This is a genomic window from Butyrivibrio hungatei (genome assembly GCF_001858005.1).
Classification (GTDB): Bacteria; Bacillota; Clostridia; order Lachnospirales; family Lachnospiraceae; genus Butyrivibrio; species Butyrivibrio hungatei.
The window spans coordinates 513971-539266 of record NZ_CP017831.1; the positions used below are offsets into that span (position 1 = coordinate 513971).

The 25296-nt window shown below is 35.9% G+C and carries 19 protein-coding genes and 1 pseudogene; all 20 read left to right on the plus strand.

Annotation, left to right across the window (positions count from 1 at the left end):
* The first annotated feature begins 115 nt into the window (after positions 1-115).
* The 20 genes and pseudogenes from bhn_RS02835 (at position 116) to bhn_RS02935 (ending at position 25289) form a co-directional block, all read left to right on the plus strand.
* Positions 116-1558: an oligosaccharide flippase family protein gene (locus bhn_RS02835; RefSeq protein ID WP_071175275.1), complete on the plus strand. Its 1443-nt coding sequence runs from the start codon at positions 116-118 to the stop codon at positions 1556-1558.
* A 7-nt stretch (positions 1559-1565) separates the two neighbouring features.
* A complete protein-coding gene (locus tag bhn_RS02840; RefSeq protein WP_161487286.1) occupies positions 1566-2336 on the plus strand; it encodes an FkbM family methyltransferase in 771 nt (256 codons plus the stop codon).
* 52 nt (positions 2337-2388) lie between these two features.
* Complete coding sequence (locus bhn_RS02845; protein ID WP_071175277.1) at positions 2389-3627, plus strand: nucleotide sugar dehydrogenase; 1239 nt, start codon at positions 2389-2391, stop codon at positions 3625-3627.
* A 46-nt stretch (positions 3628-3673) separates the two neighbouring features.
* Positions 3674-4672, plus strand: coding sequence for a glycosyltransferase family 2 protein (locus tag bhn_RS02850; RefSeq protein WP_071175278.1), 999 nt, complete (start codon positions 3674-3676; stop codon positions 4670-4672).
* A gap of 110 nt (positions 4673-4782) precedes the next feature.
* A pseudogene (locus bhn_RS16125) lies at positions 4783-6172 on the plus strand (IS3 family transposase).
* 57 nt (positions 6173-6229) lie between these two features.
* Positions 6230-7453: a DUF6056 family protein gene (locus bhn_RS02865; RefSeq protein WP_071175280.1), complete on the plus strand. Its 1224-nt coding sequence runs from the start codon at positions 6230-6232 to the stop codon at positions 7451-7453.
* Between the two features lie 18 nt (positions 7454-7471).
* The gene (locus bhn_RS02870; protein WP_071175281.1) at positions 7472-8677 is read left to right on the plus strand and encodes a hypothetical protein; all 1206 of its coding nucleotides are present in this window, start codon (positions 7472-7474) and stop codon (positions 8675-8677) included.
* A gap of 40 nt (positions 8678-8717) precedes the next feature.
* Positions 8718-10241 carry a glucosyltransferase domain-containing protein gene (locus bhn_RS02875; protein WP_071175282.1) on the plus strand — a complete coding sequence of 508 codons (1524 nt, stop codon included), beginning with the start codon at positions 8718-8720 and terminating at the stop codon, positions 10239-10241.
* A gap of 8 nt (positions 10242-10249) precedes the next feature.
* The gene (locus bhn_RS02880; RefSeq protein ID WP_148661899.1) at positions 10250-11698 is read left to right on the plus strand and encodes a hypothetical protein; all 1449 of its coding nucleotides are present in this window, start codon (positions 10250-10252) and stop codon (positions 11696-11698) included.
* A 173-nt stretch (positions 11699-11871) separates the two neighbouring features.
* Complete coding sequence (locus bhn_RS02885) at positions 11872-13170, plus strand: MBOAT family O-acyltransferase (RefSeq protein ID WP_330393236.1); 1299 nt, start codon at positions 11872-11874, stop codon at positions 13168-13170.
* Between the two features lie 17 nt (positions 13171-13187).
* Positions 13188-14543, plus strand: a complete 1356-nt coding sequence (locus bhn_RS02890; protein WP_071175285.1) for a hypothetical protein — start codon at positions 13188-13190, stop codon at positions 14541-14543.
* Positions 14543-15031, plus strand: coding sequence for a hypothetical protein (locus tag bhn_RS02895; protein WP_071175286.1), 489 nt, complete (start codon positions 14543-14545; stop codon positions 15029-15031). The genes bhn_RS02890 and bhn_RS02895 overlap by 1 nt, the downstream gene beginning before the upstream one ends.
* A 14-nt stretch (positions 15032-15045) precedes the next feature.
* Positions 15046-16422 carry a hypothetical protein gene (locus bhn_RS02900; protein ID WP_071175287.1) on the plus strand — a complete coding sequence of 459 codons (1377 nt, stop codon included), beginning with the start codon at positions 15046-15048 and terminating at the stop codon, positions 16420-16422.
* Positions 16423-16543: 121 nt separating this feature from the next.
* Positions 16544-18301, plus strand: a complete 1758-nt coding sequence (locus bhn_RS02905; protein WP_148661900.1) for a hypothetical protein — start codon at positions 16544-16546, stop codon at positions 18299-18301.
* A 16-nt stretch (positions 18302-18317) separates the two neighbouring features.
* Positions 18318-19337, plus strand: coding sequence for an acyltransferase (locus tag bhn_RS02910; RefSeq protein ID WP_071175289.1), 1020 nt, complete (start codon positions 18318-18320; stop codon positions 19335-19337).
* Positions 19338-19344: 7 nt separating this feature from the next.
* The gene (locus bhn_RS02915) at positions 19345-20874 is read left to right on the plus strand and encodes a lipopolysaccharide biosynthesis protein (RefSeq protein WP_071175290.1); all 1530 of its coding nucleotides are present in this window, start codon (positions 19345-19347) and stop codon (positions 20872-20874) included.
* Positions 20875-20880: 6 nt separating this feature from the next.
* On the plus strand, positions 20881-21540 hold the full coding sequence (locus tag bhn_RS02920) for a glycosyltransferase family 2 protein (RefSeq protein ID WP_071175291.1): 660 nt from the start codon (positions 20881-20883) through the stop codon (positions 21538-21540).
* A gap of 1 nt (position 21541) precedes the next feature.
* Positions 21542-22627 (plus strand): polysaccharide pyruvyl transferase family protein, encoded by a 1086-nt coding sequence (locus tag bhn_RS02925; protein ID WP_083385668.1) that lies wholly within the window; start codon positions 21542-21544, stop codon positions 22625-22627.
* Positions 22624-23853 carry a glycosyltransferase gene (locus bhn_RS02930; protein ID WP_071175292.1) on the plus strand — a complete coding sequence of 410 codons (1230 nt, stop codon included), beginning with the start codon at positions 22624-22626 and terminating at the stop codon, positions 23851-23853. The genes bhn_RS02925 and bhn_RS02930 overlap by 4 nt, the downstream gene beginning before the upstream one ends.
* Before the next feature lie 143 nt (positions 23854-23996).
* Positions 23997-25289: an ATP-binding protein gene (locus tag bhn_RS02935; protein WP_071175293.1), complete on the plus strand. Its 1293-nt coding sequence runs from the start codon at positions 23997-23999 to the stop codon at positions 25287-25289.
* The last annotated feature ends 7 nt before the right edge of the window (positions 25290-25296 follow it).

Consider the following 25296-nt stretch of genomic DNA (forward strand, 5'->3'; position numbering starts at 1 on the left):
AACGGGAATGAATGATATTTTTATTTAATAAGAGTAACGCATGCATGAATAATGCAGCAAAGACATATGATTAGTAATGAGAGTGCAGAGTGCTACTTTAAGAAGGTTTGGTAATGTGAATAAAATATTAAAGAATAGTTTTTGGATAGCGATATGTAATGTTTTAGATGTTGTTTGCTCCTTTTTCTTATATATGTATATATCAAGAACAATTGGAGTTTCAAATTTGGGAAAGTATAGTTATATAGCATCAATAGTTAATTATTTTGTACTTTTATCAGGCTTAGGAATTAGCTCATATGCTATACGCGAAGGTACTTTAAGGAGGAATGACAAGCGAAGCTTCAATGAATTTATATCAGAGATTTTTTCTTTAAATGTAATATTTACTTTTTTATCATACTTACTATTTGTATGTGTGGCTGTTGTGTTTAAGAGTGCATTAAACAACCATATGATACTTCTCGTTATATATTCAATTACGATAATGTGTGTTCCTTTTGACATGGAATGGATGTATTCAATTGCGGAAGACTTTGAATTAGTAGCAATACGTAGTGTTTTGGTAAATTTGGTAAATTTCATTTTTGTACTATTATTTGTTAGAAACGAGAACGACATTATAAAATACGTACTTATAATGACGGTGCTAAGAGTGCTGATAACTACATATAATTATGTGCATGCGCGAAAAATTGTCAGATTTCATCTTTCCTTTGATTTAAAAGAACTTAAGAAACATTTAATGTCCGTTTCTATCATATTTTTTACAACGATTACAATTAATTTATATGCTAAATCTGACATAACGCTGTTGGGTATAATGACAACTGATTATGATGTGGGGCTCTATTCTAATGCAGTAAAAATATATTCTATAATTGATTCTTTTATTGCTTCATTGGCTATAGCATCTTATCCGAGAATTGCTTCACAAAGTGGAAATGAAGCATATCAAAAAAAAGTAAGTGGCATGATTATGGATTTGTCTTTATTCATAGTTTTACCAATAGCAACAGGATTATTTTTTTTAAGTAAAGAAGTAATACTAATTGTATCTGGAAAAAATTATTTGGGTGCAAAACCATCGTTAGAATTATTGTCTATAGCACTTATTATTAATATACTTAATTGGTTTTGGACGAGATGTATAATTTTCCCGCATAAACTGGAAATGAAAATGCTTATAATAGCAGTAGTAGCAGGTGTAAGTAATGTGGTCCTTAATATACTCGTTATTCCATATTTCGGTATAGTTGGTGCGGCAATAACAACGATAATAGCTGAATTAATAACTACTATTGGATATAATTTTGTTGGAATAAAATATCTCGATAGGGTAGATTTTATTTTTTTGATTAATATTGTTTTAGGATGTATTGGAGAAGGTGGTGCAATATTATTCGTAAAAAAAATGATAGAATCGTATCTTTATGTACCGTTGTCGATTATGGCGGGGGCAACAATATATCTGGCGATTTGTGGATTAGCAATGATTAAGAAATTTGAGAAGCTGAAAGTGGAAAGCAGGTGTAATATTGATGATAACAAGAATTAGTCAAATCATGGGTGTATTTGGAATAAAAGGGACAATTTCTATTGGGTATATTAAATTGCTAAATCGTTTAAAGGTAAAGAAGATAATTGGGGTAAACATAAAAAGTATAAATAAAACAATTTATGTTCGTTCGAATACTAGTGATGTAGGATTACTAAAAGATTTTTTTTGGAATAATACATACGGTGGTGAAAATCAATATGAGATAGATTTTTCAAATTATAATTTGGGAGATGTTAATACTATTATTGATGCAGGAGCTAATATTGGGTTATTTTCTGTAAAGTTTTCAGCCAAATATCCTGATGCCAGATTTTTTTGCATAGAGCCAGAAGATTCCAATTTTGAAATGCTAAAAAAAAATACTGAGAAGATTAATGCTAAATGTATAAAGGCGGGGGTATGGTATAAAGATTGTAAATTGAACGTCGCGACTACTCCTCTCAGTAGTGGGAATGTAGGATTTATAGTTGAAGAATCGGATGATGGGAATGGTATAGAAGGAACATCTATACCATCTATTATGATAAATAATTGTATAAATGAAATAGATATTTTGAAGATGGATATAGAGGGATCTGAATTCAATATCTTTCAACATGTAAATTTGGTTGAATGGATAAAAAAAATAAAGGTTCTAATCATTGAAGTTCATGATTTTTATCATGAAGGAGGATCTGAAGAAATAAAAAATATTATGACTAGTATGGGATTTGAATTAATAAAGTGTAATGAGGACTTGGTGTTTATTAGCAGAGAGTTAAGAAAAGATATATGATTGTAGATTCAAAGTACATAAATTATAAATAAGATTGGAAGGAAAAACTGAAATGGGAAGAAAGATTGCTGTAGCCGGGACAGGATATGTAGGACTATCAATTGCTACATTGCTATCGCAGAACAATAGTGTTACTGCAGTAGATATTGTGCCAGAAAAGGTTGATTTGATTAATAAAAGATTATCACCGATTCAGGATGACTATATTATTAAATATTTGAAAGAAAGAGATTTAAATTTAAATGCTACTTGTGATGGTGATGAAGCATATAAGGACGCAGAATTTGTAGTAGTTGCTACACCCACAAATTATGATAGTAAACGTAATTACTTTGATACATCTGCAGTAGAAAGTGTTATCGAGCAGGTTATAAGAGTTAATCCTAATGCTACTATTGTTATTAAAAGCACTATTCCTGTAGGTTTTACAGAGTCTGTACGCAAGAAATATGGAATAAATAATATTCTTTTTAGTCCTGAGTTTCTAAGAGAATCTAAAGCTTTATATGATAACTTATATCCTTCCAGAATAATAATAGGAATGGATAAAAGTGACGCGGACAACGTAAAAGCAGCTAGTGAATTTGCAGGATTACTTGCTGAAGGTGCTATTAAAGATAATATTGATACTTTATACATGGGATACACTGAGGCAGAAGCAGTTAAGTTGTTTGCAAATACTTACTTGGCGCTTCGCGTTTCATATTTTAACGAACTTGATACATATGCCGAGATGAAAGGACTCAATACTCAAGACATAATTAATGGCGTTTGTCTTGATCCCAGAATTGGATCACATTACAATAACCCATCCTTTGGCTATGGGGGATATTGCTTACCTAAAGACACTAAGCAACTACTTGCTAACTATAATGATGTTCCACAGGAAATGATGTCAGCTATTGTACAGTCCAATAGAACAAGAAAGGATTTCATAGCAGACAGAGTACTAGAAATTGCTGGAGCATATGAAGCAAATTCTTCTTGGAGCGCAGATAAAGAAAAGGAAGTAGTAGTTGGAGTCTATAGACTTACAATGAAGAGCAACTCCGATAACTTTAGACAGAGTTCTATACAAGGAGTAATGAAGCGTATTAAAGCTAAAGGCGCTACGGTTATAATTTATGAGCCTACTCTTGAAGATGGAAGTACATTCTTTGGAAGTAAAGTAGTAAATAACCTTGAAACGTTTAAAGAGAAAAGTCAGTGCATCATAGCGAATAGGTATGACGCGTGCTTAGATGATGTGAAAGACAAGGTATATACTAGGGATATTTATAAACGAGATTAAGAATAATGGTATTAGCTTGCATAAGAATGAAGATAGGAAATAATAGATGACCATAGATGTAATAGTTCCGGTTTATAATGTTGAAAAATATATTGATAAATGCATACGGTCGATATTAGAGCAAGAATATAGTGAACTACATGTCATATTGATAGATGATGGATCAACGGATGCATCTGGTAAGATATGTGATGAATATGCAAAGAAAGATAAAAGAATAGAAGTGGTTCACAAAAAAAATGGTGGATTATCAGATGCAAGAAATACCGGATTAAAGCTGTCAAGAAACGAATTGATTGCTTTTATTGATGGCGATGACTTCATTCATCCGAGTTACTTAAAAAAAATGATGTCAGTTATGGAGAATTATAATGCTGATGTAGTTGTAACAGGAGTAGAAAAAATAAGTGAAGAACATATAGTGGCTTTTGATAAAGAAACATGCAGTAGAGCAGATGTAGTAGTTATCGAAAAAAAAGATATATTGAAGCAACTAGTTGAAAGAGATGAATTGACTGTCATTCAGTGCAACAAATTATTTAAAAAAGAAATCTTAAATGGAATTGAATTTCCTGTGGGAAGAAAGCACGAAGATACATTTGTTATTCATGAGCAACTATATAAATGTAATAGAATAGCATATATAGAGGAAAGTCTTTATTACTACGTGCAAAGAAGTGATAGCATTATGCATTCAGAAGGAATTGAAAGCATATTAGATGCTATTGACGCGTTAGTAGCGAGAATAGAGTTTCTAAAAGAGCATTCATGCAATTCTGATCTGCAATGGGCTTCTAATATGCTTTTTAAGTATATTATGTGGAAATATGAAGAAGCTGTTGATGAGAAAGATACATATAAAGAAAAAGTACTTTCAAAAAAGTACAGTAATTACTATAAGAATTACTGTGAATTAACATTAGGTCTATCCAATGATTATGTAGCTTTTGCTCTGATTCCAAGCTTTTTTTGGTGTTGGATAAAAGTAGAAAGAATTATGAAAAGAATATATGCAAACCTTATAAGCATAATGAAGAAATGGTGAGGTGAAATATTAAAATAAAAGTATCACTAGTAGTACCCCCTCTGACGTAGGGTAGTTGTCACCCACCTCCCACTTTGGTATGGTAGTTACCAAAGGAACAGGTGATGAGTATGAGCTATAACAGGTATCCAAAGGAGATGAAGGAAGCTATAGTGGCTAGACTTCTGGAAGAAGATGTAGTCGTCATGGACATCCAAAAAGAGACAGGTGTAGGAATTAACACCTTGTACAGATGGCGAGATGCCTGTATAAATGCAAATGACTCTACAAAAGAAGCTAATTCAAAATCAAGCAAGGAACATCGAGAAGAACGTAAAAAAAATGAACGTTTAGAAAAAGAACTTGCTAGAAAAGAAAAAGCTTTAACTGAAACAGCAGCACTTTTAGTGCTAAGAAAAAAAGCAAATGCGATTTGGGGGACGGAAGACGAGGCCGAATGATTAGCGCTTCAGATTGCAAAGCAGCAGTACTGCTAATCAGTGAGGCTGTTGATTCAGGAGCAGTACTATACAAAGCTTGTGCTGAACTTGGAATCAGTAAAAGAACTTATAATCGTTGGAAGAATACTGACAACGATTATATAGATAAATGCACCACATGTGTGCGCCCGGAACCGGCAAATAAGCTGAAAACGGAAGAAAGACAGTTGATATTTGACACGATGAATTCTGAAGAATTCGCTTCTAAGACACCATGTGAAGTTGTTCCAATACTAGCGGATAGAGGAATCTATATCGCCAGCGAAAGTAGCTTTTATAAAGTGCTAAAAGAAGCAAATGAGTTGTCACACAGAGGGCGAGATCATGCTAAGACAAAACGTGAAGTATCAACACATAAAGCAACTGGACCTAATCAGGTTTGGATGTGGGATATCACATATTTGAATGGACCAATCAAGGGCAAGTACTATTATCTATATTTTTTTCAGATTTATTCAGTAGAAAGATTGTTGGTTGGGAAGTTTACGATTGTGAATCCGCAGATATGGTTGAGAAATTAATTTCGCGCATACACAGGAATGAAAAGGGTTTCTTGAATAAGCAGCCATTAGTACTCCATTCAGATAATGGGAGTCCGATGAAGGGGGCAACAATGTTGGCAGCACTTTATGCACTTGGCGTTACACCTTCAAGAAGTAGACCTAGAGTAAGCAATGATAACCCTTATGCAGAAAGCTTATTTAAACCATTGAAATATATGTCTAATTATCAGCCACAGGGATTCAATGACATCATAGAAGCTCGTCTTTGGGTAAAGAATTTTGTGAAGTGGTACAACACTGAACACCGTCATAGTGGTATTCAATTTGTGACACCATCAGAGCGTCATAAAGGATTGGATAAAGAGATTCTTAGAAAAAGAACTGAAGTCTATGAAGCGGCAAGGGAAACACATCCAGAAAGATGGAGTGGAGATATCAGAAACTGGAAATATTCAGAGATTGAGTGGTTGAATCCAAGACAAGTAACTGAAGATGAACAGGAGGCGAAAGCCTCCTAAGAATAAACGAAAGGAAAGAGTGTAGGGTGACAACTACCCGAAAAAATTTCGGATTATATGAAAAAAATAGATAAGGTACTAATTCAAAATATTATATGGGTTATAATAATAGCTTTTTTATCATATATGATGCCGTATTATGTTGATGATTATCAACACAGGTTATCATTTTTAAGTGGAAAGCTAATAACAAATATTAATCAGATTATTCCATCTATTATAGAATATTATAGAACTTGGGGTGGAAGAATCGTATCAATGTTTTTTATTCAGCTGATGCTTATGTCTCCTAGAATAATTTTTTCCATTTGCAATGGGATGGCATATGTGTTTGTTGCTAATGTTATTTATTCATATGCATTGCAGGAGAAAGGTCAAAAATCTGCATGTGAGTTATCGCTTATCTACCTTTTTTTATGGCTTTTTATGCCTGATTTTGCGGAAGTGATAACTTGGTCCACTGGAACTATTACTTACCTTTGGACAAATGGAATATTATTATTCTTTGGATTGTTATATTACAGGGATTTCTGTAATCAAAATAGAAAAGAAAAAAAATGTACTGGATATAAAGCTGTCCTTTTGTGTATTGGATATTTTCTTTTGGGGCTATTGGCGGGACAATCTAATGAAGCTGGAGCAAGCACAATGTTACTTGCGCTTATGGCTTTCTTTGTTTGGAAAATTATAAACCGTTATAGTTTGGCTAGCTACCAAATAGTTGGCGCCATAGGTATGTTTATTGGCTTTTTGACTCTAATATTAGCACCAGGAAATAGTGCAAGAATACAAGCAGTATCAGATGCTTCTGATAATACAAACGTGCTGCTAAACTATGCATATAGGTTAGGTAGAGAGACTTTCTACGCGATTATGTTTTTGATGATTCCTTTTGCAATTGTTATTACGATGTATGCTGTTAGAAGAAGCGTACTTTCCAGGTTTGAAAAAGCTAAAACGATTAGTTTTATAGTTTTTGCTTTTATAAGTGTTTATGTAATGACATTTTCAGCTGGATTTGCGAATAGAGTCTTCCAACTTCCATTTCTATTGATTACTATAGCGATGGCTATTTCTATGGTTGAACTGTTTCGTTCGAAAACGGCAGAAAGGGTTCGACAAGGAATAACTATTTTTGCGGCGATAATGATGGTTATGGTTTGCTTTGAGATTACAGCTGGAATGTTATATTCCCAGTCTAGAAATTCATTTTTTGACAGGCAAACAATTTATTATCATATCTATGATACCCAAGGCGCTGTATCAGGTAATGGATTATGATTTTAGGAGCATGTATTGATGATAAAGACTAATGTTAGAATAAATAAGAAAGCAGTTATTTTTTCAGTAATGGTTTCGCTGATATATCTTTTTAATTTTTTTCATCAGGTAAGATATGGAGCGGGGGTGTCTGATTCTTACTATCATTTGAGCTATGTTAGAGCTCTTTTTAGTGATGGAGTATTGCCAAAATCCCAGCAGTCTTATCCGCTTTTTTTCTATTTTATAGCGCTCCTTGTGTTGATTTTTAGAAATTATACTTTAGCTGCATTATTGTTTGTAGCAATATGGGCCTTTGCAAGTAATTATTTACAAATCGAAATAATAAACAAATTGTCGCATAAAGATAATGGATGGTATGCATTGTTGACAGGTTCAGCACTTAGTTTTGTTTGGCCAATTTCTTTTCATGCGTTTGACTGGATGAGTGGTGAGACAACCTATTGGTGGAGTATGTTGAATGTATACCTTACGTCGGGAGCATCTGCTCCATATCATAACCTGACTTATCTGTGTGCTAAGCCATTTGCTTTATTAACTATATATGCATTTTTGAGCATATTGGATTCGAATGAAGATAAGGTATCAATAAGATTCATAGTGATTTTGGCAGTTTCCTTACTACTTTCTGTTTTAGCAAAACCCTGCTTTTATCAGTGCTTTGCACCTGCTGGAACAATATTTGTTGTTGGATACTTTATAAAAGGTAAGTGCAAGGAGCTGAAAAAGTGTTTGATTATTGCGGCTACATTTGTACCTGCTACTATTTGGGTACTTTTCTCAATGACTATGAAGGTGCAACCTATAGCTTTTTCTCCATTCGAAGGAATAATGATGAACAATAGTGATGGAACTAGTGTTATTGTTATCTTAGGTAGAGCTATAGCATATGTGCTGTTTGTTGGCGTTTGCTTAGTCATAAACAAATACAAGGATAGCAATATGATTTTAGGTCTTCTCGTATATCTGTTTGGAGTTATTGAATGGACTATGCTGATATTCCCATTAGAGAAAGGGGCTCTCGATATGATGTGGGGATATAATATGTCAGTTTACTTATTTTTCCTATTTACAATTATAGCTGCAAAGAAAATGTATGATATAAGGCATAATAAGTTACTATTCGTTGTAGCAAATGTGCTATTTGCTGCGCATGCGCTTTTGGGAATAATAATGTTTACACAGCCATGGATCAACGCATATAAGGCATACATTTTTGGATAAAGATTGGTTACAGGATATAAATGAAAATTAGGGGATGAGAATGCTAGAAAAATTAAAAAAAGTCTTATTAAATGTTTATATAATAGGTTTCTTAACTTATGGCTATGTCTATGCTAATTATACTCCTGCGCATGATGGGATGATGACGGTTAAGCATAACCAGTATTGGGAGATGTCAGTCGGACGTTTTGTAGTAATGTATTATGGGCGCTTTAGAGGACTAGTTGAGGCTCCATGGCTCATAGGTGCGCTTTCTCTTTTGTATATTGGATTGTCTGTTTGGCTCACTATGGAAGTGTTAGATATTAAATTTGAGCCTTGGAAGATTACAACAATTTCTTTGATATATGTCCTTAACATTTCATTTATTGCTACTACATGTGTATACATTTTTTGCTTGGATGTATTAGCGCTAGGGCTGCTGCTGGCAATTGTTTCTGTGTATTTTTGTACCAAAGGAAATAAGTGGTATTACTATTTAATTGCTACTTTTTCCATGGCTTTTTCATTAGGCTTGTACCAGATATACATAGCTGTAGCGGTTGGATTATATTTGATTTTAATGCTGAAAGAATTAATCGATGGTGAAAAGATTGCTGATATCATAAGAGTGACTATTTATAGAATGTTATCACTTGTGTTATCAGGCGGGATATATTTTGTGCTTGTTAAAGTTTTCCAAAAGCTGAGCGGAGTTAATCCTTATCAGGGAAATGCGTATGAAAACATTGGTAACATATTAGATTCAAGCTTTTTTGATATTATTAGGCTTATTCCTACTAGCTTTGTGCAAGTTATAAAATATCTTTTCTTGGATTATACATATACTACGAGAATTCCTGATGTCATAAATTTATTGATTTTTATCGTAGGTGTAGCACTTTGGATCATGCTTCTAAAGAAAAAGTTCACTTCTGCTTCTCAGTGGATACTTGCAATTATTGTAGCAGTTATTTTCCCTATTGGAATAAATTGCATTTCACTTTTGACTAAAGGAAGCATTACACAGCTTATGACTTTTTCTTACCAGCTGATGTATATATTGGCGTTGTTTCCTGCTTTATACTGCTTTGAAGATATTAAACTATTTGAAAGAAAGATAAAGACTAGCGTTATTGTTTTACCACTAATGTTGTTACTTTCATTTTTCGTATATAGGTTTGCAAATGACCTATTTTATTATCAGAAACTTGTCGGTGAGGGTACTCAAACAACTATGACTAATATTGTGTATGATATAGAGAGAAATAGTGAGTACAATCCTGATGAGAAGACAATAGTAGTGCTTGGTAATCAGCCAAAATCTTTTAGTCAGGACTATGAGATGAGGTGGCTTCTTGGAAATACTGCGGGAGTGACTACACAGGGTACTACAATTACTTATAACGAGGTGTTCAATTGGTATCTTAAGTATGTGCTTGGAAGGAACTATCCATATACTTATGATAGTGAAGTAGTAGATGAACTTTCTGCTATGCAAGAAGTAATTGATATGCCAACATATCCAAAAGATGGATATTGTAAAGTGATAGGAGATTATCTGGTAATCAAGTTGTCAGAGTGATTTTATCTATGAAGAAATGGTTTGATGTTGCGATAACAAATATATTTGTCTTTATTGGACTTATATTATTTTTTACAAAAGTAGCACCACTAATAATTTATAACTGCGACGACTGGATCTACCTTGGAGAGATACGACTCCCCATTCCGCTTTGGGGCAGTTGGAATCCCACCAGAGTGTTCTTTGAAACTATAATGCCTATATGTGGCAGGATAGCAGGATATGTTGTTTATCCTATAACAGGGAATTTTGTTAAGTCCGTTACTATAGTTTCTGCGTTTTTTCTGTCAGCGCTGATTACTATTATGTGCATATGCTTTTACAAGCTGATGAGAGAAAGATTTGGTAAAACAGAGTTACAAGCACTATTCTTGGAACTGTTTTTTATAGCTATGTTTTTTATGATCTTTAGGACTAGATCAGAGAGTAGCTATATGTTCTGCGCAGAGGATCTGTGCTGCGTGTTTAACTATATAATGCCTGGAGTGTTGAATGCGATAGTAGTTCTTGTGATGGCAAAGTATCAGAATTTCTCAGATTCCTTCAAGAGCTTTTCAGTAGCAAAAAAATGCGCATTTATAGTACTGTTATACTTTGCTTTATTATCTAATATCTTTCATTCAGTTATTACTATATCGTATTGCACTGCTAAGGCAATCAGAAGATTGATTACTGATTGTATTAGTAAAGAAAAAACATTAGGTAAGCTAATATATGAGACTAGGATAGAAATGATTATAGTATTCGCTTGGCTTATGGTTTTGCTGTTTGAAAAGTCAGGAGGACGTGCAGGAGACTTTGAGACTGGATTAGATATTGTGCGTACTCTTTTGCAGTTTAAGGCAATTATGTTTGCGGTATCTATTCCATTTATCATTATAGTTGTGGAATCTATAGTGTATACTGTCATATCTATTTTGGAAAAAAGTGAAATACGTCCTCTTGTATTGGAATTGCTGGTTGGATTAGCTATCACTTTTGTATTTCTATTTCTTTTAAATTCCAAAGTGGGATATATGAGTAGAGTGGATGCTACATGGGGGATATGGTTTTATTTGATCTTGCTCTGTAGCATAGTTTTTAGTGAGTTGCAGAGCAGAATGAATTTAAGGTCTGGAGTATCTGTTGGACTACTGCTAGTGATATTCTTTCTCTGCTATTATCCAGATGGAAAGTACATGATAAGTAGTAGTAGGAACAGAAATTATGAGTTATGTTACAAGACTAGTTCCTACTATGAACAGAGCATTATTGCGGCGGATAAAGAAGGAAAGGATACTATGTACATTAAAATTCCTGAAGTGGAAGTGTACAACGGAACTAACCTTACTTTCTATCCTGGATTTGGAGATGCTGTCAGCAAAACGCTTTATCTAAACGGGATAATCGATAATATAATTGTAGTTGTGGAGCAGGCAGATCCTTCGCTTAATGAGGAGTTTTTGGGAGTTGACTGATGTTATTTAATTCTGGGGAGTTTTTACTCTTTTTTCCTATAGTGGTGTTAATATACTTTGTGATTCCGGCAAAAGTCAGATATATCTGGCTTTTGCTTTCTTCGTATTATTTTTATATGGGATGGAATGCAAAATATGCACTGCTTTTACTGTTTTCAACGGCAGTGACTTTCGTGAGCGGCTTGTTAATTGAAAAGGCAAATACAGTAAGAGCAAAGAAAACAGTTGTAGCGGCAAGTTTTATTCTTAATTTGAGTGTACTGTTCTTTTACAAGTACATTAATTTCTCATTGTCACTAATTGGTGGAGCCATCTCTATCTTTGGTGGTTCATTATCTGTTCCAACATTTGATATTGTTCTTCCTGTTGGAATATCATTTTTTACATTTCAAGCGCTGAGCTACACAATGGATATTTATAGGGGCGAGATTTATGCTGAGCATAATTTCTTGAGATATGCTTTGTATGTTTCATTCTTCCCACAGCTGGTTGCAGGACCTATTGAGAGGTCCAAAAATCTTTTAAAACAGTTAGCGGTTCCTACTAAGTTTGACTATGAAAAAGCAAAGAATGGACTTTTTCTGATGCTATGGGGCTATTTTCTTAAACTCGTACTTGCCGATAGAATAGCCATAGTAGTTGATACAGTATATAATTCGCCAAGTGATTATGAAGGCTGGTACTGCATTATTGCTACGGTTCTATTTGCACTGCAAATTTATTGCGACTTTGCAGGCTATTCTACAATAGCTGTAGGAGCAGCCAAGATATTAGGCATTAACCTTATGGAAAATTTTGATGCTCCATACCTTTCGCTAAGTGTCGCTGAGTTCTGGAGAAAGTGGCACATATCACTTACTTCATGGTTTAGGGATTATCTCTATATTCCTCTTGGTGGTAACAGAAAAGGAAAGATCAGAAAAGATATCAATATAATGATCGTATTTCTTTTAAGCGGGTTATGGCACGGTGCAGGCCTTCACTATGTTGTGTGGGGTGGATTAAATGGCTTATATCAGGTAATAGGCGGATGGCTAAAACCTATTAGAGAAAAGCTGTGTGTTGTGACTAATGTTAGGACTGACTCTTTTGGACACAAGATATTTAAAGCATTGGTAACCTTTGTTTTGGTTGATCTTGCATGGGTATTCTTTAGGGCTAATACTCTAAAGGATGCAGCTACGATAATAAGTGCTATGCTTCACACACAGAATCATTGGGTATTGTTTGATGGTTCTATATATGAACTAGGGCTTGATCAAAAAGAGTTTACTCTGATGATAATAAGCATTGCCATACTGGGACTTGTTGATATTGCCAAGCACTACGGAGTATGCATCAGAGAAGCAATCCTGAAACAGGATTATCTTGTGAGATTAGTGTGCTTTGTGATATGTGTTTCCTTTATTTTGATGTTTGGAATCTGGGGACCAGGATATAGTTCAGCGAACTTTATTTATTTCCAATTCTAGGATAGAGAAGAGTTTTTATGAAAAGAAGAATAAAAAGAATACTGGAATGTGTGTTTACTGTAGTTGTATTAGTAGCAATACTTGCTGCCACAACTAGGGTGTTTGAGCGCAAGAGCAGTATATATAAACTTAATCAGTTCTTTGAAAACAAAAAAGATTTTGATGTTTTGTTTTTGGGAACTAGTCACATGATGAATGATGTCATGCCTATGGAGTTATGGGATGAGTATGGGATTACGTCATTTAACCTTGCAGGGCAGGATAGTCAGATTGCAACTGATTATTGGATCTTAATGAACGCTTTGGATTATGCTAGCCCAAAGGTTGTGGTAATTGATTGCGATGGCATTAGTAGTAACCTTAAGGCATCTGATAACTACGAGTACATTCATTTTTCATTTGATGGATTTCCTTTATCAATGAACAAGATAAAGGCAGCAATTGATCTTACTAATGATGAAGAGCATGACAGAAGGGTAGAAAGTGGACTTACTGCTGATGCTAATGAAAAGAGAGATCCAATAGGCATTATCTGGAACTATTCTGTTTATCATTCAAGGTGGAAAGAACTTACTGAAGGAGATTTTAATAATACTTATAGCTCTGAGATGGGAGCTGAATCTAGAGTTCAGATAGCTATTCCAAATGAGATAATATATGTGGATGCAAACGAGAAGCTAGATGAAGAAACTACGAGCATGGTCTATCTTCAAAAGATAATTGATGAGTGTAGTAAGAGAGGAATAAAGATAGTTCTCACATATCTTCCGTATCCGGCAAGCCATGATGACTGGGTAGAAGCTAATTCAGTTAATGACGTTGCTGATAGAAATGGGGTGCAGTACATAAACTTCCTCCGTGAGGATATAGTTGATTATGAGATTGACTGTTATGATGAAAACTCTCATCTTAATCCTGCTGGTGCCAAGAAGGTAACAGCATATCTTGGAGATGTGCTAAGAAGTGACTATCAGTTAGAAGACCACAGAGAAGATAGTGCATTTGCTAAGTGGAAAGATATGTATCAAGAGTATTTTGAATACAAGAATAAAAGGCTAAAAGAGCAGGAAGGCCTTGATCAGTACCTAATGATGCTTGCAGATAATGACTATGAAGTAAGTATCTGTGTTGGAGATGATAAGGTATATTCAGATCCAATTTATAATAAAGTGGTCGCAAATTGTAATATAATTGATGATGATAGTATGCAAGTGACAGAAGGCCAGATAAAGGTCAAAGTCATTGATGCTAAGAGCAAAGAAGTTGTTGATGAAGCTGTCTTTGCTATTCTAGATGCTGGAACAGATACGCAGAGTAGCGTGACTAATGACATCTGGATCAATAGTCTTGCTATTAAGATTGAGGAAGAATAATGAAAAAATGGATGAAGTTGATAATTGCTATAGTGGCCGCTGTTTTCACAATTTTTTGCTGCGCGTATCAGTTCTTTTACTATAGTAGTTTTAAAAGAATTGATCTTAGTGGATTGCAGATATGCGAGAGCGTAGACTACAGCATTGATGAAATAAATTATAAAGATCCTGATAATGATTACATTTTTGGGACTTTATCAATGGATGGTAAGGCTGTAACTTCGTATCCAACTAAGCTTGTATTGTATCTGGATGATAGTGATGTGGCATATGCTATTCCTGTAAAGCTTAGTAATATAAGTGCTGATGGAGAAGTGATTGATGGGGCTAATAATGAAGGTTTGTATGCTGATAAAACTCATTTTGAAATTCTTCTTGATAGGTTTTCAGGATTTAGAAATAGCTACAAAATTGGCTTTTTGATCGATCGTGATGGTGAAAAGCTATTGGTTAAGACTGGTGTCATGTACAAGTATAGTGATATTTGATAATGGAGCATAACGTGATAAAGACAATCCGTAAGAAAGAAAATTTCAAATATATATTGATCTATGCCCTTGTCATAGCTTTTTATCAGTTAGTGATGAAGGAATACTATGGTGATACTCTTGCTTATTTTGCTAGAGCGATTCCAGATATGAGTGTTTCTTCATTGATGGCGGAACTTCATAGCAGATACATGAGCTGGACTTCGAGAGTTCTTATCGAGGTGCCACTTTTCATTTTAGCTCATGGTATGCACATGGTTCTCTTTGGAATAGCAAACTGGATCATGCATATGATGCTACTTTTATCTATGATGTATCTGACTAATTACAAGCATAATAGAGTACTTGTATGTCTGATGCTCATTTACCCAGTTGCCCTTATGGCAGGATCAGGATGGATGACAGCGTATATCACATACTTTTGGCCATTGGCATGTGGCATTACAGCTTTTGTTTCATTAAAAAAGATGTATTTGGGAGAGAAACTTTCTGTTTTACAGGTAATCTTCTTTACTCTATGCCTTGTATTTGCTGTTGATCTGGAAGTTTGTGCTGTTTTTTATACATGTATATTATGTACATTTATTGTGATGATGATCTGGGAAAAGCACTTTGATTTTCAAAAGATTGTTTATACTGTATGTCAGCTGCTGATCTGCGCGTGTGGAATAGTATTTGCGCTTACATGTCCTGGAAATGAAGCTAGAAAGATATCTAATATAGCATACTGGTTCCCAAATTACACATCATTTACAGTAGTAGATAAGGCAGTACTAGGAGTGAACTCTGCATTCCTTAATTTGTACAGTAATGACATTTTTTGGATAATGCTGTGTGCTAACGTATGTCTCTTATCTATTTTATTTGGAAAGAAAGATGTTAAGAAGACAGTTGTTGCTTCTACGCCGCTTTTGTTAGCTCTTTTAATGACAGTATTAAAGCCAGTGCTTGGACTTTACTATCCAGAGATGGTATCTTTGTTTGATCTTTTTGCTAACAAGAAATATGTGGATGCTACGAATTATAACAGTTTGGCTGTGTATATTCCGTTTATCATATTTATGATCTCAGCAGTAGCATTATTGCTGGCTATTATTGAGTTATTTGAATATGAGAAGAAGGCGTTTTTTGCCTGTGCTGTTATCGTATCTGGTATAATGTCCAGGCTTACTCTTGGCTTTTCGCCTACAGTATTTGCTTCTGGTAAAAGAACATTTATATTTCTTGATTTTGCAATTATCTACATTCTCGTATATTTGAGTGAGGAATATGGAGCAAGAGTAAAGGCTAGATCAGGAGCTGTTGCTATTTTAAGGGCGCTGATGATCTTAATGGCGTTTGTTGCTGTTGTTGCAAATGTGATAGCTGTTTGTAATGTATATCTGTATTAGAGGCATAATTATGATTTTGATCAGTGCTTTAGTCCCATTACTATATGTTTGTTTTATTAACGGTGCTTATGCAATCTTTTTTAGGAAAAGATATGCAGAGAGCTTGGCACCGGCATTTTTTGTGTCTATTATTTTAATGTTATTTAGCGGAATGCTGTTTGGCAGTATGACTTTAGGAATCTTGATAAGTGTGATTCTGGCATTAGCAGTGTATGTAACTGAAATAATCAGTGCAAAGGCTATTGGACCTTTATTTGAAAAAGCGAAGAGCTTTTCTTCAGAAGGATTGATGGTCATTGCAGTTTATTTGTTTGTATACGTGATCAACTATGGTAAGCATTATCATTCTCCAGATGAATTTACTCATTGGGGAGTATTTTTAAGAGAGACTTTTAGGCTAGATGCACTATATGTCACATCGCCTATTGGCATAGTGCACAAGGATTATGTTCCAGCAATTACCTTGTTTGAAGCGCTGTGGTGCAAGTTGTCGTTTAGATTGAGTGAAGCAAATGCATACAGAGGAATGCAAATGCTGCAGATGAGCATGCTGTTACCTATGATTTGTAATCGTTACAGTAAAGATGATAGCTACAAGAAGTTAATTGGATGTATCAAAGCTTTTGTGACATTTTCGATTCCACTTTTTTTAACAGGCCTTATGTTTTATCACACAATATATCAGGATTATATATATGGTGTATTAGTATTCTTTTGCATGTGGATCATTGTGACAGGCGATAATAGCAGACATGAACTATTTGAGCTGACACTTGCTATTACAATACTTCTGATGGCAAAAATGACTGCATTGGCGTTCTTGCCTATGATTGTTATATTCTATGTGGTATATTCCTTGTTCTACATGGATAAAGTGGCTGGTAGAAATAGCGTATTGCAAACATTGTTACAAAGCGTGATAGTAACTGCAATTCCGTTGATTGTTTGGAAAATATACAATGTCTTTTCTGGTAAGTATATTGGCGGAAATACAGCAATTGGAGCTGGTGGTCAGAGCTATGGTGGGCATAACTTGGGAACACTCATTAAAGTGTTCTCACATAATGGCTCTATAGCTTATCAAAATGATGTAGAGAAGAGTTATATAGATGCAATCTTTTCAAGAGGATTAGTTGGAAATGTTCCTTACGCTCAGATTGTTGTTATCATTGTTGCGCTGCTACTAGCTTTTTCATTTTGGGGCGTTGAAAAATGTTATGCTAGAAAAGTGAGAATAACATCCTTGTGGATCTTGCTTGCAGGACTATCATATGGACTACTTATGTACTATCTCTATATGACTGGATTTAGCGAATACGAGGCCAGGCAGTTGGCTAGCTATGACAGATATATGGGTACTTTCGTAGTGACAGCTATTTTCTTGGCATTAGGAGTAGTTTTTTACTTTACAAAGACTAGTATCCTTGTTATCAAGATGTTGGGAGTGGTCTTGCTGTCAAATATTATTTTCTTTGGTAATTGCGAGCAGATATTACCAGGGAACTTAACTGATAGTGAAGTGTTATATAATCAGGAGGCAGAGCATCTTAAAAATTCAGTACCAGAGGATGCAAAGGTTGCGGTTATCATTAAAAATGAAATGGCGATTGCGGAAGATGTGCTGACATTCTATAGCTTTCCTATAACTATTGGAGTAGCTTATCCTAATGATGTTAAAGATGATTTAAACCGCTTTAGTTATGATTATTCAGATGAGGAATTGGCTGAGTTCATTTCAGAATATGATTACGTATATTTCATGAATATTGATGAGAAATTTATTGACCGCTATTCGGATATCTTTGAGAAGCCAGAAGATGTTAAGCGAGGAGAAATATACCAAGTGACATATGAAGGCGGAAAAATTGTTACATACTAATATGGGGAGACCAGTAATGAAGAGTAAAGCAAGGAATATTAGTTGTGATTTTATCAGAGTGTTAGCTTTGATATTGGTAATAATAAACCATACTAGAAACAAGCCTTGGGCAGAAAACATCTACATCGATAGTGCTATTCAGACTGTTATTGCTTTATGTAACGGATTGTTCTTTTTACTTAGTGGTAAATTTAATCTTAGCAAGGAGTTTAACACAAAGAAGGACTATGCATCTTTTTACAAAAAGAGAGTAATTGATATCTTGATGCCTTATGTTTTGATTTCAATGGTGTTGTCATATTGGAACTTGAAAGATGAGGGGATATGGATAACGCCTAAGGGATACATTATGACGGCTGTTCAGGATCTTTTTAGTGGTAATATGAACTATCATCTGTGGTTTATGTTTTTCTTGATAGGATATATTGTTTCTACGCCATTTTTATCCAAGATGCTTCATGCTATGGATAATTGGGAGTTACATATAGCGTTTGGAATAAGTATACTTTGGCAGATTGCAAGTGTATACGTGGCGCCTATCAGAAATATTGGCTTTGGATATACAGGGTGGATACTTTATGGATGGACTTTATACTATTTTGCCGGATACTATCTTGATAGAGTAATGGATGAAAAAAAGGAGAGATACTTATATATAGCAGGGGCTCTGTCATATTTAGCAACGGTGATTGGAATGATTATGCTTGGAGGAGAATTCCCAGGAAAACATGACTATTCCATATTATTTGTAATCTTTTGTATGTCCGTATTTTGGTTCCTTCAGAAGAATATTAAGATTAATAATAATGTTGCTAGAGCGATTATTCTTTTTGTGGCTAAGCATTCATTTGTAATGTATCTTATTCACTACAATGTGAGATGGCTTGCAAATCCATTTGTTGAAGGAATGGGAACTGTTTTAGAGTTTGTAGTACGTATTGTATTGACTTTTGTATTCTCACTCGCACTTGCTTTTGTGATAGACCTTTTATTTGATCAATTAAAGAAACTTCTTGGAAAAGTATTAGGAGTTTAATTATTTCATGAATTCCAGCAGAGTCAATAATTCCCTTCGCAACGCCTTTTACGGTGTGCTTAGCAGAATTATACTTATCATCCTTAATTTCATAAACAGAACAGTATTCATCATGTTCCTGTCAGATGAGCTCCTTGGTGTAAGCGGGCTCTTTTCTGATATTCTGATGATGCTGTCTCTGGCGGACCTTGGACTTGGTGTGTCTATGGCTTATAGCTTCTATAAGCCTCTGGCGGAGGATGACAAGGACAAGATTTCCAGCCTTATCGGCTTTTACAGGAAGATGTACACCTATATTGCCGCAGTTGTGTTTGTTGTAGGTGTGGCCCTGACGCCTTTCCTGGACTTTTTTGTTAACACTGATACTGAGATTGAGCATCTGCAGGTTTACTATCTGATCTATGTGCTAAACACGGTGGCGTCATATCTTTTTGTATACAAGTCATCTCTTATTACAGCTGATCAAAAGAACTTTGTGGTCTACAGGTTCAACATTATTTTTAATATCATCAAGCACGTGCTTCAGATCACGCTACTAGTAATCACCAGGAACTACTTTGTTTACCTTGCGGTTATTGTGTTCTGTACATTTTTCCAGAATATCTTTATCTCAAGGGAGGCAGACAAGCTCTATCCATATCTAAAAGAAAAGCCAAAAGCCCTCGAAAAGTCTGAGCAGGATGAAGTCTTCTCCAACGTTAAGGCTATGTTCCTGTACAAGTCATCGGGAGTGCTCCTTAGCGGAACTGACAACATCATTATTTCCAAGATCATTGGCACGGTGTTTGTTGGCTTTTATTCCAACTACCTTTTGATCGCCAACTCTATCATGGTCTTTGTGGACATCCTCTATTCATCAGTTACCGCCAGCGTTGGTAATGTCATAGCCAAAGAGTCCAAGAAAAAAGCATTCGAAGTATTCCAGATGATGCAGAGTGTCAGCCTTATAATTACTTTTATTTCAACTGTATGCTTTGGTGTGCTGATCCAAGATTTCATTCACTTGTGGATAGGACCAAAGTACATGCTGGATACTCTGACGGTATGGGCAATCATCCTTAACTTCTATCTTGGAGGCGTGGTCCATCCTATCTGGTCCTTTAGAGAGGCTACAGGAATGTACCTTAAGACCAAGTACATTATGGCTATATGTGCTGTGCTTAATATCATCCTTTCAATTGTCCTTGGAATCTATTTTGGAATTGGCGGAGTTGTGGCAGCTTCTGCTATTTCAAGAGTATCTACTTACTTTTGGTATGAACCAAAGATCTTGTTCGAAGATTATTTTGACCAGGGATTATCAAAGTTCATGGTGCCCGTTGCACTTAATTTGGCACTTACGATATTGTATATTATACTGTTTAAGTGGATATTATCTAATATTGCCATGACCAACTACTTTGTCTTTTTTGCAGAGGCAGTTGTCATCGGACTTATAACACTGGTTTCAGTTGCTGTTATCTACAGGAAGACTGAAGGCTACAGGATGCTTAAGGACGTGGCATTTAGATTTTTGAAAAAGAAAAAAGAGGCATGATTTTAGATGAAGATTAGTATTTTGATGCTTACACATAATGCTCCAAAGTATGTAAAAGAGAGCATAGAAACCGTAAAGAGAACTACAGGAGTGGACTACGAGCTTATAGTTGTGGATAACGCTTCTAAGTTTTGGACAAAGAGATTGTTAAAAAAGCTTGATTCAAAAGGCTACATTGATAAGCTGTATTTAAATCCTGAGAATTCTCTTTTTGCCAAGGGAAATAATATCGCAAGTACCATGTGCTCTGAGGATGCAGATATGATACTGCTCCTTAATAGTGATGTCAGGATCAATTCTGACGACTGGCTTTCTAAGCTTGTTTCTATCCATCCTGCTGAGGGCGGAATCTCATCCTACGGCGTTGTAGAGACAGAGCCTATAAGGGCAGATGGCTATTGCATGCTGATAAATAGAGAGCTTTATGACAAATACAAGCTGGACGAGGAGTTTGCCTGGTTCTGGGGCGTTACCAAGCTTGAGAGCCTGGTGCTCAAAGAGGGCAAGTCTATCGTTTCAGTAAGAGACCATGAGAACAAGATCCATCACTACGGCGGCAAGTCCGGTAAGGGCTTCAAGCATGCCGCAGGAATGGGTATCGATATTGAGGAAGTGAAGAAGTGGTTTACAACCGGCAAGGTTGAGATCATCGATCACTTGGACTGATATGGGAATTAGGAAGTGCATTAATACAATTTCAAATGTGGTAGCGTACAACTTCCCAGTGGCGGAGCCAAAGGGGAGCAATGGCTCTGGAGAGATATTGTCTGATTCTCATGAGAGTGGAGCTTTTGTTCGAGTCTTTGATACCAGCGTGGGCAGTGATAATGCAGGTGACTACATCATCATGCATTACTGTAACCTGATCCTTGATGAGGTATTTGGCACAGATATTAAGAGGCAGTATGTTCCAACTCACGTGCGTCCTGGTGCAGCTTTATTTAAAAAGAAGGCTCCTATATCCATCTTTTGCGGAACTAATATCCTCTATTCCAACATGCAGGAACATAGCATGTGGAAGATGCCCTTTGGTGCAGGTAGGACTATTGATAGTGTGGTAGGCCTTGGCCTTGGCTGGGAGTACTATGAGGATAGAGAGCTTTCTGGATATACCAGGAAGATTTTTGATGAAGTTTTTTCTGGTGAATATATTCACTCAGTGAGGGATAAATACACTTACGAAAAGCTCCAGAAATTTGGCTATAAAAATGTTCTTTTCACAGCTTGCCCAACTATGTGGAGACTTGATGAGAAGCATTGCTCAGAAATTCCTACTAGTAAGGGAAAGTCAGTTGTAACAACTATTACGGATTACAATAGAGATCTTGCTAGCGACGGTGCAATGCTTGATATTCTTAAGAGAAATTATGAGAAGGTCTATGTGTGGATTCAGGGAGAGAAGGACAGAGGATATTTAGAATCTATCTGTGATGTAAGTTCTTTGGAACTGATTGATTCAACCTATGAGGCATATACTAAGGTGCTGGAATCTGAGAAAGCTCTTGATTTTGTGGGCACAAGACTTCATGCGGGAATCCATGCTTTAAATCTGGGACATAGGACTATTATCGTTGCTATCGATAATAGAGCCAAGGAAATGGGAAAGGATACTAATCTTCCTATCATTTCTCGTGAAGATGTGATTGATAAGTTGGAAGACATGATAAATAGTGAAGTTAAGACTGAGATTCTTTTACCAACCGAGAATATCAAGAGGTGGAAGGATCAGTTTAAAGGAGATGAGCTAAAGTGAAGAGTCTCTTGATCATCACCACCAAGCTTGACGCTGGTGGCGCAGAGCGAAGCTTAATAAATTTTTTGAACTCATATGATAGGAGCAGGTACACCGTGGACCTGCTTCTTTTAAAGAGGGAAGGGGCTTTCCTTAAGTATGTGCCTGAGGATGTGAGGATCCTGGAGCAGGATAAGGTTCTGTTCTACATGTATAATATGGCGAAGTTCTCGCTTGGTACGGCATCTGATGGATTGCATCGAGATTTCCTGCATGGAATTCCTTTTGTTGTTAGAAGAGTTTGGTCAACTATCTATTACAAGAAGGTTAAGAAGCTGGACCGTCCTACTGCAGAGCAGTATAGGTGGGAGAATTCCTACAGCAAGGTTATCGAGGAACTGACTGGTCACTATGACTGTGCAATGGCCTATCTCGAGGGCGAACCTATTTATTATCTTGTGGATAAGGTCAGCGCTGACAGGAAGATTGGCTGGATCCATAACGACTATGAGAAGATTGCCGGTGACAGGGATTTTGATGAGAAGTACTTTGCCGGGCTTGATAATATAGTTACTATCTCTGATAAGTGCGTGGATGTCCTAAAAAAGAACTTCCCGATGTTGGCTGAGAAGGTTGTAGAGCTTCCAAATATCAATTCTGCGGAAGTTATAGAGAAGTTTGCAAGGGAGTTTGTGCCGGAGGAATATGCGGGATGTGGTAGTGACAATGAAGCTACTGGTCCTTCGAATGCTAAAAGGTATGTATTACTGTCTATTGGTAGATTAACTGCTCAGAAGGCTTTTGATAGAATTATTCCTATTGCTAAGGCGCTTAAGGATAAAGGTGTCTCTTTTAACTGGTTTGTGCTGGGGGATGGAGAACTGAGGCAGGAGCTAGTATCAAAGGTTTCTGAGGCTGGACTTCAGGATTCTGTTAAGTTCCTTGGAATAAGATCTAATCCATATCCATATATCAAGGGGGCGGATGTTATAGTTCAGACGTCTCTTTTTGAAGGAAAGTCTGTAGTAATAGACGAAGCCAAGATCCTCCACAAGAAGATTGTTGCTACTAACTACGATACTATCATGGACCAGGTTGGGGATTATCCGATCAAGGTTGTGGAGTATGAGCCAGAGGCTGTGGCTGAGAGAATTAAAGAAGTGATTAATGAAGATATGACGATTGATGCGAGCAAAAACTACGGCAATGTGGAGTGCTTGGAAGAGTACTATAGGGTGATTGGATAAGATATCACAAAAGTGTCTAAAAAAATACCACAAAAGTGTCCAATTTTTTTGCACAAAAGTGTCCAAAAAAATGCCACAAATGTGTCCAAAATTATTGTGCAAATAAGTTCATAGACGTATAATAGCCATAGAGGTGATTTGGTATGGCTAAGAAAAATAGAAGTTATAGAAAACGTATTACTGACGCAGCATTACAGGTAAAATTGAATGCTTTTGGAGCCACTTTGATTGTTGGCCCTAAAGGATGCGGCAAAACAACGACTGCTAAGCAGTATGCAAAAAGTTTTATTGAATTTCAAGATGAAGATAATAGAGATAGATATTTAACCGTTGCTGAGAATATGCCATCAAAGCTTTTGATTGGTGAAAAACCACGGCTGTTTGATGAATGGCAAGATGCTCCCAAAATATGGGGAGCAATTCGAAAAGATGTTGATGATACTGGATTAAAGGGACAGTACATTCTCACAGGTTCATCATCACAGAAGGTGGATACTCCACATACAGGGACACTAAGAATTTCCACGCTAAAAATGTATCCAATGAGTCTGTATGAAAGTGGGGAATCTTCCGGTTCCATTTCACTTATGGACCTATTTGATGGAAAGAGCATTGAATGGGAAGAGTCTAAGTTAAATATCGACGGCTTGATTTATGCTATATGTCGAGGCGGATGGCCTCAAAGTATTGATATTGAAGACAAAGAGGCGGCTCTGGCTATAGCAAACGATCTATTTTATCAGACATGTCATACAGATGTTTCTAATATAAGCGGGATGAAAAGAAATCCACTTTGGACAGAACGGATACTTCGATCATATTCGAGAAATATATGTACATTGGCTGATGCCAAAACTATATATGCAGATAGTTCTTCTACTACAGAGATGGTTAGGGCTTCATTTTATGAGTATTTTCACGATTTAGAAGCATTACATATTATCGATGAACTACCTGCATGGTGTCCTGCAATTAGATCAAAGGAAGCGATACGTTCTAGTAACAAGAGAAATCTTATCGATCCATCCATTGCTGTTGCAGCGCTTGGATTATCACCAGAGTATTTCAATACTGATTTCAAGACGTTGGGATTTTTGTTTGAATCACTGTGTATAAGAGATTTGAGAATCTACTCTTCAAGTATGAATGGAGAAGTATCTTACTACCATGATCGTTATGGATTGGAAGCAGATGCTGTGCTTCACTTAAAAGATGGCAGATATGCTCTTATTGAATTTAAGCTTGGAAGTAAAGAAATAGACATGGGAGCAAAGCATCTGTGTGAGATAGAAAGATTAATTGTTGAATACAACAAAAAAGAAAAACAGGTTCCGCTTAGATTACCAGATTTAAAGCTGGTGATTACAGCCACAGAATATGGTTATAAACGCGAAGATGGAGTATATGTTATTCCTATTGGATGTTTGAAGGATTAAAGGATAA